The sequence below is a fragment of the Diaphorobacter caeni genome (genome assembly GCF_015354245.1).
GTDB classification, from domain to species: domain Bacteria; phylum Pseudomonadota; class Gammaproteobacteria; order Burkholderiales; family Burkholderiaceae_C; genus Diaphorobacter_A; species Diaphorobacter_A caeni.
Window position 1 is genome coordinate 175,779 of record NZ_JADKYZ010000004.1, and the last position, 13,256, is coordinate 189,034.

A 13,256-nucleotide genomic window follows, 5' to 3' on the forward strand; every position below is an offset into this window, starting at 1 on the left:
CCGATCAACCTACCGATTTGCCATGCCGCGCTTTCTCTCTCGCATTCCCCATCTTCACCTCACCGCCGTCACGCTGGCGCTCGTGGCCCTGCTCGGCACGGCCGGTGCGCTCGTCTGGAGCGATGACTCGCAGGCCGCCGACGACAAGAAAGCCAGCGAGCCCCGCCCCGCGCTGACGGTGTCCGTCGTGCGCCCCGCTTCTGCCAACCTCGCCGCACGCCTGCCCGCCAACGGCAATGTCGCCGCCTGGCAGGAGGCCAGCATCGGCGCGGAAAGCAACGGCCTGCGCCTGACCGACGTGCGCGTGAATGTGGGCGACACGGTCAAGGCCGGTCAGGTGCTGGCGACGTTTGCCAGCGAAACCATTGCGGCCGACGTCGCCCAGGCACGCGCCAACCTGCTCGAAGCCAAGGCCAGCGCCGCCGAGTCGCAGGCCAATGCCGAGCGGGCGCGCACGCTGAGCCAGTCGGGCGCCTTGAGCGCCCAGCAGATCCAGCAGTACACGACCGCCGCGCAGACCGGCCAGGCCCGCGTCGAAGCCGCGCAGGCCATGCTCAACGCGCAGCAGCTGCGCATGAAGCACACCACGGTGCTCGCCCCCGACAGCGGCGTGATCTCCGCGCGCACCGCCACCGTGGGCGCAGTGGTGGGCGCGGGTACCGAACTGTTCCGCATGGTGCGCAAGAGCCGCCTCGAATGGCGCGCAGAAGTCGCGTCGAGCGAGCTTCCACGCATCCAGCTCGGCGGCGGCGTCACCGTGACCGCCGCGAGTGGCGCACAGGTCGAGGGCACGGTACGCACCATCGCGCCGACCGTCGATGCACAGACGCGTAACGCCATCGTCTATGTGGACCTGCCCGCCCACGCCGACATCCGCGCCGGCATGTTCGCGCGCGGCGAATTCGTGCTCGGCCAGCGCAACGCGATCACCGTGCCGACCTCGGCCATCGTCGTGCGCGACGGCTTCAGCAACGTGTTCGAGCTCGTCGGCACCGACCATGTGCGCATGGTGCGGGTCCAGACCGGCCAGCGCACCGGCGAGACGGTCGAAATCACCTCCGGCCTCAAGCCCGACGCATCCATCGTCGCGCGCGGCGGCGCCTTTCTGAACGACGGCGATCTGGTGCGCGTTCAGCCTGTCGCCAAATAAAGGATCAGAGCGATGAATCTTTCCGCCTGGTCCATCCGCAACCCGATTCCGGCTGCGATGATCTTTGTGCTGCTCACCTTGGCGGGGCTGCTGTCGTTCCGGGCGATGAAGGTCCAGAACTTCCCGGACATGGATCTGCCCGTCGTGAACGTCACCGCCTCGCTGCCCGGCGCCGCGCCGGGCCAGCTCGAAAGCGACGTGGCGCGCAAGATCGAGAACGCCATCGCCACCACGCAGGGGCTCAAGCACATCACCACCACGCTGACCGACGGCACGGCCGTCATCTCGGCCGAATACCGCCTCGAGAAGCCCGTGCAGGAAGCCGTGGACGACGTGCGCTCGGCAGTCTCGCGGGTGCGCTCAGACATGCCGGCCGATCTGCGCGACCCCATTGTCAACAAGCTCGAGCTGTCGGCGCAGGCCATCCTCGCCTACACCATCTCGTCGAGCAAGCTCGATGACGAATCGCTGTCCTGGTTCGTCGACGACACGCTGACCCGTCGCCTGCTCGCCGTGCCCGGCGTGGGTGCGGTGAGCCGCGTGGGCGGCGTGACGCGCGAGGTGCGCGTGGCGCTCGACGCGCAGCGCATGCTGGCGCTTGGCGCCACGGCGGCCGATGTCTCGCGCCAGCTGCGCGCCACCCAGCTCGAGAGCGCCGGCGGGCGCGCCGAACTCGGCGGCGAAGAGCAGCCGCTGCGCACCCTGGCCACCGTGCAGACCGCCGACCAGATCGCGGCCATGGACATCGCGCTCTCGGGCGGGCGGCGCATCCGCCTCGACCAGATCGCCACCATCACCGACACCACGGCCGAGCAGCGCACCGCCGCCTTCCTCGATGACAAGCCGGTGATCGGCTTCGAGGTTTCGCGCGCACGTGGCGCGAGCGAGGTGGAAGTGGGCGCGGGCGTGCAGAAGGTGCTCGAGCAATTGCAAGCCGAGCACGCCGACCTGCAGCTCACCCGCGCGTTCGACTTCGTCACCATCGCGCAGGACGAGTACGACAGTTCGATGCGCCTGCTCTACGAAGGCGCGATCCTCGCGGTGATCGTGGTCTGGCTGTTCCTGCGCGACTGGCGCGCCACCATCGTCTCGGCCGTGGCGCTGCCGCTGTCGGTGATTCCGGCCTTCATCGGCATGCACCTGCTCGGCTTCTCGATCAACATCATCACGCTGCTCGCGCTGTCGCTGGTGGTCGGCATTCTGGTCGACGACGCCATCGTCGAGGTTGAGAACATCGTGCGCCACCTGCGCATGGGCAAGTCGCCCTATCAGGCGGCGATGGAGGCAGCCGACGAGATTGGCCTCGCGGTGATCGCCACCACCTTCACGCTGATCGCGGTATTCCTGCCCACGGCCTTCATGAGCGGCATTGCCGGGCGCTTTTTCAAGCAGTTCGGCTGGACGGCGGCACTCGCGGTGTTCGCGTCGCTGGTCGTCGCGCGCCTGCTCACGCCGATGATGGCGGCCTACATGCTGAAGCCGCTCTTCGCGCAGGAGAAGGAGCCGCGCTGGCTCGCGGCCTACATGCGCGCATCGCAATGGTGCCTCAGGCACCGCGTGCTCACGCTGCTCGCCGCGCTGCTGTTCTTCATCGGCTCGCTCGCGCTGATTCCGCTGCTCCCCTCGGGCTTCATCCCTGCCGACGACAATGAGCAGACCCAGGTCACGCTGGAACTGCCACCCGGCACCAAGCTGCCCGAAACGCGCGAGCTGGTCACCGCCGCCACCGCGCGCGCGCTCAAGGTCGGACATGTCAACAGCGTCTACGCGACGATCGGCGGCGGCTCGGCGGGCTCCGACCCGTTCGCGGGCAACGCCACCGCCGATCCGCGCAAGGCGACGCTCACGCTCACCCTGAGCCCGCGCGCCGAACGCCCACGCAAGCAGGCCATCGAACAGAAGCTGCGCGTGGCCATGCAGGACCTGCCCGGCGTGCGCGTGAAGATCGGGCTGGGCGGATCGAACGACCGCTACATCCTCGCGCTCGCCAGCGAAGACCCGCAGGCGCTGGCCGAAGCCGCGCGGGCCGTGGAGCGCGACGTGCGCTCGATTCCCGGCATCGGCGGAGTCAGTTCCTCGGCCAGCCTCGTGCGCCCCGAAATCGCCGTGCGCCCGGACTTCGCGCGCGCCGCCGATCTCGGCGTGAGCACCAGCGCGATTGCGGAGACGCTGCGCGTGGCCACCGTCGGCGACTACGACCAGTACCTGCCCAAGCTCAACCTTGCCCAGCGCCAGATTCCCATCGTCGTGCGTCTGGACGATGCAGCGCGCGAGGATCTGTCCACGCTCGAGCGTCTCACCGTGCCCGGCGCGCACGGCCCGGTGCGGCTCGGCGAAGTGGCGACGCTGGAGCCCTCGGGCGGCCCCGCGGTGATCAGCCGCTACGACCGCTCGCGCAACGTGAACTTCGAAATCGAGCTCGGCTCCCAGGGCCTCGGCGAGGTGCAGGACGCCGTGCGCCAGCTGCCCGCGGTGCGGGGCCTGCCGGCCAGCGTGCGCCTGATCGACATCGGCGACGCGGAGATGATGGGCGAGCTGTTCACGAGCTTCGGCCTCGCGATGTTGACGGGCGTGGTCTGCATCTACATCGTGCTGGTGCTGCTGTTCAAGGACTTTCTGCAGCCAGTGACGATTCTCGCGGCCCTGCCGCTGTCGCTGGGCGGCGCCTTCGTCGGCCTGCTGCTGGCGGGCAAGAGCTTTTCCATGCCGTCGCTGATCGGCTTGATCATGCTGATGGGCATCGCGACCAAGAATTCCATTCTCCTGGTGGAATACGCCATCGTCGCGCGCCGAGACCACGGCATGAGCCGCCTCGACGCGCTGCTCGACGCCTGCCACAAGCGCGCCCGCCCCATCATCATGACCACTCTCGCCATGGGCGCGGGCATGCTGCCGATCGCTCTGGCGCTCGGTGGCGCGGACATGAGCTTCCGCTCGCCGATGGCCACGGCGGTGATCGGCGGGCTGCTCACCTCGACCGTTCTGAGCCTGCTCGTGATCCCGGCGATATTCACCTATATTGACGATCTCGAGCACTGGTTCAAACGCAGACTGGGCAGCAAAAAACAGGCTCCAACAAGTTAGTATTCTTACTCAGTCAAACCTTTCATTGATAGGGTAACCTTGCACACTTGGCGAGCAAGACTCACCCGTCGACACGGCGTCGGCTGACAAGCCTCCTGTTGCATCTTCAAGAGTTTTGCCTGATATTTGAAATATGTGTCGAGACCCGCGCTGCGGAAGCCTCGGCGGCGTAGGTAGTGGTTACATTTTTTTGTGAAATTTGGATGGAACTTCACGCGTCTGGCCTTAATCTATATGCGAAACTAGTTCATCTAAATGGATGGAATATTGAATAAAGAACAGAATCAGTTTGTAGTTGCGAAGCCTTTCAGACATCGCGTTTGACTGGAAATCCTGAAGCGCTTCTCCTCCCTCCCTCTCTTAATTCGTTTCGGGACGCTTCGCGACTTTTTTATTCTGCAGACAAAGGGCGCCACTGCTTTCGCTGTGGCGCCCTTTGTTTTTGGCAATGTGGCGAAGCTCACCGGGAGCCCCGCGTGCGTCCGCTCAGCGCGGCACGGTGTCCTTGAAGCTCGCGCGCAGCATCAGCTTGTCGTACAGACGGGCGAGGTTGGGGTGATCGGTACGCCAGTCAATGGCGGGAAAGCGGAATTCCAGCCAGCCAAGCGCGCAGCCCACGGCGATGTCGGAGAGGCTCAGATGGATGCCGCTGCAGTAGGGCTTCTCGCCCAGACCCAGACTCATCGCGGCAAGACCTGCCTGGATCTTGCCGTGCTGGCGATCGATCCACGCCTGCGAGCGCTCGGTTTCCTTGCGGTGCTGCCAGGTCGACTCCATGCGCGAGAGCACGCCCGCATCCAGCACGCCATCGGCCAGCGCCTCCCAGGTCTTGACCTCGGCACGCTCGCGCCCGGACGACGGGATCAGCTTGCCCACCGGCGACAGGGTGTCCAGATATTCGACGATCACGCGCGAGTCAAAAACCGCCTCGCCGCCCTCCATCACGAGGCAGGGCACCTTGCCAAGCGGGTTGAAAGTGGAAATCTTGGTGTCCTCCGACCACACGGCTTCCTCCTGGAAGCGGTAGTCCAGCTTCTTTTCCGCCATCACAACGCGCACCTTGCGCACGTAGGGGCTGGTAGAGGATCCGATGAGTTTCATGGTCAGACTTTCACTATCAAAATCAGTCACCTATGAAGGTGACGAACCGATTCTAGGGCCAGATGGCACGTACCTTGATTCCGTCCAGACACCTAAGTGCAAACCACGATCCCCGCCCAAGGCGGAGCGTTCCCTGACAACAACACATCCGCGGCGGGCAGCCACAAACCCGGCGCACACCGCGCCCAAGGCGCGCGACCTACAATAGAGGGCTATGAGCCTGTCCACGATCACCGCCCTCTCCCCCCTTGACGGCCGCTACGCCGCCAAGCTCGCAGACCTCCGCCCCATCATGAGCGAGCATGGCTACATGCAGCGCCGCGTGCAGGTGGAAATCACCTGGTTCATCGCGCTGTCCGATGCCGGATTCGACGAATTCAAGCCGCTGTCGGCAGGCGCACGCAGCTATCTGCACAGCCTCGTGAGCAACTTCTCCGAAGCCGACTCCGCCGCGATCAAGGACATCGAGAAGACCACCAACCACGACGTGAAGGCGGTCGAGTACTGGATCAAGTCCAAGTTCGATGCCCGTCCCGAACTGGAAAAGGCCGCCGAATTCGTGCACTTCGCCTGCACCAGCGAAGACATCAACAACACCAGCCACGCGCTGCAACTGCGCGCCGGCCGCGACCAGGTCGTGCTGCCCACGCTTGACCGCATCCAGCTCAAGCTGCGCGAGATGGCCCGTCAGTTCGCCGACGTGCCGATGCTCAGCCGCACCCATGGCCAGACCGCCAGCCCCACGACCGTCGGCAAGGAATTCGCCAACGTCGTGATGCGCCTGCAGACCGCCGCCGACCGCATCTCCGCCGTGAAGATCCTCGGCAAGATGAACGGCGCCGTGGGCAACTACAACGCCCACCTCTCCGCCTGGCCCGAATTCGACTGGGAAGCCTTCAGCAAGAAGGTCATCGAGAGCCACGAACCCGAAGGCCTGGGCCTCACGTTCCAGCCCTACTCGATCCAGATCGAGCCGCACGACTACATGGCCGAGCTGTTCGACGCCGTGGCGCGCACCAACACCATCCTGATCGACCTCTCGCGCGACATCTGGGGCTACGTGAGCGTGGGCTACTTCAAGCAGAAGCTCAAGGCCGGCGAAATCGGTTCGTCGACCATGCCGCACAAGGTCAACCCGATCGACTTCGAAAACGCCGAAGGCAACCTCGGCATGGCCAACGCCCTGCTGCGACACCTCTCGGAAAAGCTCCCCATCAGCCGCTGGCAGCGTGACCTGACCGACAGCACCGTGCTGCGCAACATCGGCGTGGCGCTGGGTTACGCCGTGCTTGCCTACAACTCGCTTTTGACCGGCCTGAACAAGCTGGAAATCAACGAAGAAAAGCTGGCCGAAGACCTGGACAACAGCTGGGAAGTGCTCGCCGAGCCCATCCAGACCGTGATGCGCCGCTACGGCGTCGCCGGAGCCTACGAGAAGCTCAAGGAAGTCACCCGCGGCAAAACCGTGACCGCCGAGGCCCTGCACGACCTGATCAAGAGCCTCGAAATCCCGCAAGCCGACAAGGACCGCCTGCTGGCGATGACGCCGGGCAGCTACACGGGCAAGGCCGCCGAGCTGGCCAAGCGCGTGTAAAAGAAAGAACGGCCTTCGGAGATGACTGCCGAAGGCCTGCTGAGGCTGGCAGCGCAGTCGCGCTTCGATCCACAGCCACAACGCCAATACGGCCCCTCAGGCGAGGCGTCGAAGCCGCAGACAGTATGTTCATACGGCAAGGCTTCGCAACGACGCATGAGGGGCCGTATTGGCGTCTCAAAACGATTCACCAATCGAAGCCAACGGCTTCGTCGCCCCAAAGGCCAAGCCCCATGGCAATCAAATCAACGATCTTCAAGGCCAATCTGGCCATTGCGGACATCGACAACAGCTACTACGCCGACCACGCGCTCACGCTGGCCCGCCACCCCAGCGAAACCGACGAACGCATGATGATCCGTCTGGTCGCTCTGGCGCTGAACGCCCACCAGCTCCAGACCATCTGCAACGGTGACGGCACGCTCGCCTTCGGCGCGGGTCTGTCGGACGTGGAAGATCCGGACGTCTCGCTCACCGACTTCACCGGCCGCAAGCGCCTGTGGATCGAGGTCGGCCAGCCTGAGGACAAGCCGCTGACCAAGGCCTGCAGCAAGACCGATGCGGTGATCGTCTACCCGTTCAACCACGCCTCTGAAATCTGGTGGAAGGGCATCGAGAGCAAGCTCTCGCGGCTCGACAAGGTGCAGGTCTGGCGCATCCCGACCGACGCCTCGCAGGAACTGGCGAAGCTGGCCGAACGCAGCATGCAGCTGCAGGCCACGATCCAGGAAAACACGCTCACGCTCAGCAGCAATCTGGGCAGCGTGATGGTCGAGCCGGTCCGCTGGAAGTGAAGCAACGTGAAATGAAATGAATGAATTGACGTGACGGCGGCTACAGCGCCTGCCCGAGCTGCATGAAACCTCCGCAGTTCCAGCATTGCTCAAACCCGCCCTCGACGGTCTCGCCACAGCGGCATTGCCACCTGCGCTGCGGCAGGTGATCCAGATCCTCGAGCAGCTGACGCGCGGCGGTTTCATGCTCTTCGTGTTCGAGCCAGATTTCCGGATTGCATTCGCTGGGCGGCATCAGTCCGTGCACCGACGCGAAATGCTCGCGCAGCACGGTCGCTGGCAGGCCCGCCTCGCACAGCAGGTCGCACCAGATCTTGGCCTGAACGATGTTGGGGGCGGTCACGAGGCGCAGCATATGCGCACCACCATAGCCGTTCGCAGACGCCGAGTAAACAGGCAAAGGCCCACCCTCGCCTCAGCCGCCCGCGCGCTCCTTGTAGCGGGTGAAGCGCAGCGCCGTGCCCTCCATGCTGATGCGCCGCCACACGCTGCGCTTGTGCACGGGACCCAGCTCCAGCCAGGTCTGCACCTCGGCAAACGTGCGACCGCAGCCCTTGCAGGTGGCATCGCCCTGACTCGTCGAGCAGATCGCGATGCAGGGCGTGTCCATGGTGGTGTCGTACCAGGCCAGCCACGCGAACATCGCCTCGGGCGGCATGTCATCCTCGGCGATCTCATCGCAGCGCTGATACACCATGCGCGCATAGACCTCGGCCAGCGCCACCAGCTCATCCACCAGCGCCGCACCGGCATCCACGGGCGCGCGCTGGCGCCAGTGGTTGATGGCGGCCTCGATGTCGGTGATGTGGATATGGAGGTGAGAGGGGTCGTTGCTGCGCATAAGGGGCGCAAATGATACGTCCTCCTCCTCTGCAGCGCGGACCCAAGGGTAATCACCGAGACCCACCTCGAAGTATTTTTCATAGCACAGAAGCGCCGCCACATGACCATTTCAAGGGCATTCATTTCGGAATCGCTTTAAAAAAGTTCTTGGCCACAACTTGCGCGGGCCTGTTTGACTGTGTTCCAATTGCGGGATTGAAGGGGAGTAGCTCCCAACCCGAAATCACGCCAACAAACGGGAAATTCACTCGAATGCGGGTGCGTGGTGTCGGGGTTGTCGGTCTGTCGTCAATACGAAGCGCAAGCTTCCGGCAGCCCGGGCACAGGTGAAAACAACGTCAAGAACCTGGCTGAGCAAGACCTTTGATGGGCCCCTTTGGGCTGATCAAGGTTTGCCGCCCCTTCACGCAAGCGCCGTCGCGCGCCTGTGTAGGACAAGTTCACCTCGATCAGTTCAATTCCCAATCAGGCTGGGGCTTTGCGCTACGATGAGTAGGCCGCAGAGCTCTTCGAACATTGACGTTGAGGACTTTATGGACTTTTTGACTTCGCCCGAATTCTGGGTCGCGCTCGGTCAGATCATCATCATCGACATCCTTCTGGGTGGCGACAATGCGGTGGTGATCGCGCTTGCCTGCCGCAAGCTGCCGCCTGCGCAGCGCACCAAGGGCATCATCTGGGGCACCGCCGGTGCCATCATTCTGCGGGTGATTCTCATCGCCTTCGCGATGACATTGCTGAACCTGCCATTCCTGAAGGCCGTGGGCGCGATTCTGCTCGTGTGGATCGGCGTCAAGCTGCTGGCCCCCGATGAAGAAGGCCACGGCGATGTCGCCGGAAGCGACCGCCTGCTCGCCGCCATCAAGACCATCATCGTCGCCGATCTGGTGATGAGCGTGGACAACGTGATCGCCATCGCCGGCGCCGCACAGAACGCCGGTGAGCACTCGTTCCTGCTGGTCGTGCTGGGTCTGCTGATCTCGATCCCGATCATCGTCTGGGGCAGCCAGCTGGTCATCAAGCTCATGGAGCGCTTCCCGTTGATCATCACCGCCGGTGGCATGCTGCTGGGCTGGATTGCGGGCGGCATGCTCGTGACCGACCCCGTGTTCGCCAACCCCGACAAGTGGCAGTGGATGTTCAAGATCGCTCAGACCGATGCGATCAAGTACGGCGCCAGCGTCGCCGGTGCCGTGCTGGTCCTGGTCATCGGCAAGGCCATCCTCGCCAAGCGCAAGGCCTCTGGCGGCGGCACACCAGCCGCCCACTGATCCGCGCGAGACACGCCGCAAACCAGAAGCCGGGCGCCGCCCAATCCCCTGATTTGCGGTGCTGAAAGAACAGTACCTGCAAATGCCTCTGTATATTGCGTTCGCAGGTACTGCCGTTTGGGGCCTCCGGATTTCGCCTGACGAATCCCCCGGACCCCAGCGCCATAACGATTTCAATCACCACGCAGCAACTTCAAGGAGGACTCATGGACACCGTGATCGTCTATGTCGATGATGCCGAGTACGCGCGTCAGCTCATTCAACCCGCCCTCGCGCAAGGCACCACGGGCCAGACCACGCACTGGGTGCTGGTGGCCTGCGCCCCTCGGATGACGCACCGCATCAGCAAATGGGTGAGCCACAGCGCGCGCGAATCCTGGCGTGCCAAGTGGGCCGACAAGCTGTTCGGCCAACTGCTGCCTTGGCTCGAGTCGGGCAATGCGCAGGTGAGCACCGTGCTGGCCAAGACGCCACTGCCCGAGTTGCTGGAACAACTGCAGCAGCAATACGGCGCACAGACCCAACTGCTCGACGCACGTCGGCCCAAACAGGAAGACGCGACGGCACCACAGGCCTTCGTGCCGAATCCGCCAGCAGCGGCAACCCATGCCCCCGCCCCGACCGTCAAGGTCAAGAAGCCAGGACGCACCTGGGCCCTGCCGGGAACGCTTGCAGGCCTGTTCTGCATGATGTTCGTCGCGGTGGAGTAAAGCACCAGGTCGAGTCAGGTCGGTCCGGCACTTCGCTCGGCCCGCACCGACCACATCGAAGACGCGATGCACCGACCTTCATGCGTCGGTGCTATTCTCCCAAGCCATGAAACTCCTGCTCAAATGGCTGCTTTGCGCCTCCGCACTGCTGTGCGTGGCCTACATCTACAGCGGCGTCGAAGTGCGCAGCTTCTCCAGCGCGCTGATCGCGGCCGCCGTCATCGGCCTGTTCAACACCATCGTGCGCCCCATCCTGGTGGTGCTCACGCTGCCCGTCACCGTCGTGACGCTGGGACTTTTCCTCTTCGTCATCAACGCACTGATGTTCTGGGCGGCCAGCTCGGTACTCGGCAGCGGATTCCAGGTGCACGGCTTCGTGGCCGCGCTGATCGGCTCGCTGATCTACTCCGTGCTCTGCATGCTAATTGAGGCTGCGATCGGAAGCCTGCTCCTTCAGAAGTGAGTCCACCTCGCGCAGGCGCGTGTCGATGATCGACGCATCGTAAAAATCGACACCGCTCCCACCGCTTTTGCGCGCCAGGTCCTGTCCTGCCTTGAAGCGGTCCCGCGCCGCAGCGTAGTCGTAGTGCCCCATCTGCGCCTCAGCCTCCGCACGGATCGCGCGCAGCGGCTGATTCTGCTGCGTCCACACCCGCGACAGCGCCAGCCACACCGCCGAGTCCTGAGGATGCGTGGCCACCCAGGTCTGGAGCGCGCCAGCCATCTCCGCACCACGCTTCAACTGCAGCATCACCTGCGTGCGTGCCAGCAGCTCCGGCCGCCCCGCGTCCGCCGTGGTTTTCTGCACATCGGCCGACAGCTCGCGCAAGGCATCCTCGGGCTTGCCCGCCGCCATCTCCACCTCCGCCGCAAGCAACTGCGCCTGCCGCTGCGCGGGCGCATTGCCCTGCACCAAAGGCTTGAGCCTGCCCACCGCCTCCCGCGCCAGCGCGTAGTCCTGCAACTGCACGCCGCTCAGCGCAGCGGCGTAAAGCGCACTCACCCGCCGATTGACTGATTTGTCCGCGAATCCCACATCCTTGGTTTCATGGATGTACTGCCGCAGCACCTCCACGCCCGGCTTGGTCAGCACCCGAGCGCGCGCCACCATCATCACGTGATCGAGCGTGGCGGGCGGCTCCGCGCCATCCTCCTTGCCGATGCGCGCATGCATGTCCGCAATCCGCTGCGTCGTCAGCGGGTGACTGCGCAGATAGGGCCAGCTGCCGTTGTCGTTGATGCGATTGGCCTGCTGCAGCTTGTCGAACATTCCCACAAAGCCCTGCTGCGCATACCCCGCAGGCTTCATCAGTCCGAAGCCGATCCGGTCGGCCTCGCGCTCCATGTCACGCGAAAAATTCAACTGGTTCTGCACCACCGCAGCCTGCCCGCCCACCATCAGCGCCGCAGCCGCATCCGGACTCCGACTCGCCGCCAGCGCCCCGAGAATCATCGACCCGATCATCAACGGCGTCATCTTGCCCTGCTGGTCAATCAAGCGCGCGATGTGCCGCTGCGTCACGTGGCTCAACTCATGCGCCATCACCGAAGCCAGTTCATCGCGCGTGGACACGATGGAGATCAGCCCCAGATACACCCCGAAGTAACCACCCGGCAGCGCAAACGCGTTCACCTGCTTGTCACGCCCCAGCAGAATCTGCCACGCATAGCGCTCCTTGAGCTCGTCGCTCAGCTCACCACGCTCCTCGGAGGCCTTCATCAGCGATGCCATGATCTGGCTGACGTACTCGGTGAGCACCGCGTCGTCCAGATAGTCCGGGTCGCGGTAGAGCTCCTTGATGATGCGGTCACCCAGCTTGCGCTCCTGGGGCGTGGTGAGGCTCTGGCCGTCGCCAAGCGAAGGCAGGCCCAAGGCCCACGCGCCGCCGCTGCTGACGGCCAAAGTGGAGGCCATCAGCACGCTCGCCACCCAAGCCCGACCAGCGCGCCCCATGAAACGTGAATTGTTGAGAGTCAAACGTCACACTCCGTCAAAGACCGAAAGCCCGCGCCACCCGCATGCTCTGCCCGTATGATGCCCCGAGCCCACAATGGTTGCGCACGAAATGCAACAAGTATAGAAACCCGCCTGATCCGGGCAATGACGCAGCGACTCGAACATCGCCGCCGCTGCCGCCATCGCATCAATCACAGCTAACTCACACGAACTTTGAAATCTCCATGAGCACTGATTCATCCGACCACAGCAAGAACCAACCCACTGAACAGCAGGCGGCATCCCAACTGACCCACTTTGACCAGCAAGGACAGGCGCATATGGTGGATGTGGGCGGCAAACAAGCGACGCATCGCGTGGCAGTCGCCACCGGAGAAATTCGCATGCGCCCCGAAACGCTGGCAATCATTCAATCGGGGACTGCGAAAAAAGGAGACGTACTGGGAATCGCGCGTATCGCGGGGATTATGGCGGCGAAGAAGACCAGCGATTTGATACCGCTTTGCCATCCGCTGGCGTTGACGCGGGTGGCAGTGGATTTTGACGTTCGAGAATCTGATTCAACCGTTCAATGCACTGCGACTGTGGAGACTGTTGGGCAGACGGGGGTGGAGATGGAAGCGTTGACAGCTGTGCAGATTGCCTTGTTGACTATCTACGATATGTGCAAGGCTGTGGATCGGGAAATGACGATTGAAAAAATTAGACTTTTAGAAAAAAAAGGGGGTAAGTCAAAAAAATGGACTGCATGA

General features: G+C 63.8%; 12 protein-coding genes. 8 read left to right on the forward strand and 4 right to left on the reverse strand.

All coding sequences use genetic code 11. From position 1 onward, the window contains the following. Positions 1 to 22: 22 nt before the first annotated feature. Both ISG32_RS11675 and ISG32_RS11680 read left to right on the forward strand, forming a co-directional pair. Positions 23 to 1,150, forward strand: a complete 1,128-nt coding sequence (locus ISG32_RS11675) for an efflux RND transporter periplasmic adaptor subunit (RefSeq protein WP_194771190.1) — start codon at positions 23 to 25, stop codon at positions 1,148 to 1,150. Positions 1,151 to 1,162: 12 nt separating this feature from the next. After that, positions 1,163 to 4,234: an efflux RND transporter permease subunit gene (locus ISG32_RS11680; protein WP_194771191.1), complete on the forward strand. Its 3,072-nt coding sequence runs from the start codon at positions 1,163 to 1,165 to the stop codon at positions 4,232 to 4,234. Positions 4,235 to 4,720: 486 nt separating this feature from the next. Here the strand turns inward: ISG32_RS11680 and ISG32_RS11685 are convergent, their stop codons facing one another. Continuing rightward, positions 4,721 to 5,335, reverse strand: coding sequence for a glutathione S-transferase N-terminal domain-containing protein (locus ISG32_RS11685; protein WP_194771192.1), 615 nt, complete (start codon positions 5,333 to 5,335; stop codon positions 4,721 to 4,723). A gap of 214 nt (positions 5,336 to 5,549) precedes the next feature. Here ISG32_RS11685 and purB point away from each other — a divergent pair, with 214 nt between their 5' ends. Both purB and ISG32_RS11695 read left to right on the forward strand, forming a co-directional pair. Then, the gene (purB, locus tag ISG32_RS11690; RefSeq protein ID WP_194771193.1) at positions 5,550 to 6,929 is read left to right on the forward strand and encodes an adenylosuccinate lyase; all 1,380 of its coding nucleotides are present in this window, start codon (positions 5,550 to 5,552) and stop codon (positions 6,927 to 6,929) included. A gap of 233 nt (positions 6,930 to 7,162) precedes the next feature. Beyond that, complete coding sequence (locus ISG32_RS11695) at positions 7,163 to 7,723, forward strand: YaeQ family protein (RefSeq protein ID WP_194771194.1); 561 nt, start codon at positions 7,163 to 7,165, stop codon at positions 7,721 to 7,723. Between the two features lie 40 nt (positions 7,724 to 7,763). Here ISG32_RS11695 and ISG32_RS11700 read toward each other — a convergent pair whose 3' ends face one another. Beyond that, on the reverse strand, positions 7,764 to 8,078 hold the full coding sequence (locus tag ISG32_RS11700) for a putative signal transducing protein (protein ID WP_194771195.1): 315 nt from the start codon (positions 8,076 to 8,078) through the stop codon (positions 7,764 to 7,766). Positions 8,079 to 8,138: 60 nt separating this feature from the next. Then, complete coding sequence (locus ISG32_RS11705) at positions 8,139 to 8,564, reverse strand: DUF3717 domain-containing protein (protein WP_194771196.1); 426 nt, start codon at positions 8,562 to 8,564, stop codon at positions 8,139 to 8,141. A 535-nt stretch (positions 8,565 to 9,099) separates the two neighbouring features. Between ISG32_RS11705 and ISG32_RS11710 the strand changes: the two genes are divergently transcribed. From ISG32_RS11710 to ISG32_RS11720, 3 genes are all read left to right on the forward strand, one after another. Beyond that, positions 9,100 to 9,837: a TerC family protein gene (locus tag ISG32_RS11710; protein WP_194771197.1), complete on the forward strand. Its 738-nt coding sequence runs from the start codon at positions 9,100 to 9,102 to the stop codon at positions 9,835 to 9,837. Positions 9,838 to 10,043: 206 nt separating this feature from the next. Next, positions 10,044 to 10,547, forward strand: coding sequence for a hypothetical protein (locus ISG32_RS11715; RefSeq protein ID WP_194771198.1), 504 nt, complete (start codon positions 10,044 to 10,046; stop codon positions 10,545 to 10,547). A 106-nt stretch (positions 10,548 to 10,653) separates the two neighbouring features. Further along, positions 10,654 to 11,010 carry a phage holin family protein gene (locus tag ISG32_RS11720; protein WP_194771199.1) on the forward strand — a complete coding sequence of 119 codons (357 nt, stop codon included), beginning with the start codon at positions 10,654 to 10,656 and terminating at the stop codon, positions 11,008 to 11,010. Here the strand turns inward: ISG32_RS11720 and ISG32_RS11725 are convergent. Further along, the gene (locus ISG32_RS11725; RefSeq protein ID WP_228529756.1) at positions 10,969 to 12,462 is read right to left on the reverse strand and encodes a M48 family metalloprotease; all 1,494 of its coding nucleotides are present in this window, start codon (positions 12,460 to 12,462) and stop codon (positions 10,969 to 10,971) included. The genes ISG32_RS11720 and ISG32_RS11725 overlap by 42 nt on opposite strands. A gap of 266 nt (positions 12,463 to 12,728) precedes the next feature. Between ISG32_RS11725 and moaC the strand changes: the two genes are divergently transcribed. Beyond that, entirely contained in the window at positions 12,729 to 13,256 is a 528-nt protein-coding gene (moaC, locus tag ISG32_RS11730) for a cyclic pyranopterin monophosphate synthase MoaC (protein ID WP_194771200.1), read from the forward strand.

What these genes read in the sequence shown, in the direction of transcription:
- ISG32_RS11710 (WP_194771197.1), top strand. Translation starts at nt 9,100, where the DNA reads ATGGACTTTTTGACTTCGCCCGAATTCTGGGTCGCGCTCGGTCAGATC.
- purB (WP_194771193.1), top strand. Translation starts at nt 5,550, where the DNA reads ATGAGCCTGTCCACGATCACCGCCCTCTCCCCCCTTGACGGCCGCTAC.
- ISG32_RS11700 (WP_194771195.1), bottom strand. Translation starts at nt 8,078, where the DNA reads ATGCTGCGCCTCGTGACCGCCCCCAACATCGTTCAGGCCAAGATCTGG.
- ISG32_RS11720 (WP_194771199.1), top strand. Translation starts at nt 10,654, where the DNA reads ATGAAACTCCTGCTCAAATGGCTGCTTTGCGCCTCCGCACTGCTGTGC.
- ISG32_RS11695 (WP_194771194.1), top strand. Translation starts at nt 7,163, where the DNA reads ATGGCAATCAAATCAACGATCTTCAAGGCCAATCTGGCCATTGCGGAC.
- moaC (WP_194771200.1), top strand. Translation starts at nt 12,729, where the DNA reads ATGAGCACTGATTCATCCGACCACAGCAAGAACCAACCCACTGAACAG.
- ISG32_RS11685 (WP_194771192.1), bottom strand. Translation starts at nt 5,335, where the DNA reads ATGAAACTCATCGGATCCTCTACCAGCCCCTACGTGCGCAAGGTGCGC.
- ISG32_RS11680 (WP_194771191.1), top strand. Translation starts at nt 1,163, where the DNA reads ATGAATCTTTCCGCCTGGTCCATCCGCAACCCGATTCCGGCTGCGATG.
- ISG32_RS11705 (WP_194771196.1), bottom strand. Translation starts at nt 8,564, where the DNA reads ATGCGCAGCAACGACCCCTCTCACCTCCATATCCACATCACCGACATC.
- ISG32_RS11725 (WP_228529756.1), bottom strand. Translation starts at nt 12,462, where the DNA reads ATGGCCTCCACTTTGGCCGTCAGCAGCGGCGGCGCGTGGGCCTTGGGC.
- ISG32_RS11715 (WP_194771198.1), top strand. Translation starts at nt 10,044, where the DNA reads ATGGACACCGTGATCGTCTATGTCGATGATGCCGAGTACGCGCGTCAG.
- ISG32_RS11675 (WP_194771190.1), top strand. Translation starts at nt 23, where the DNA reads ATGCCGCGCTTTCTCTCTCGCATTCCCCATCTTCACCTCACCGCCGTC.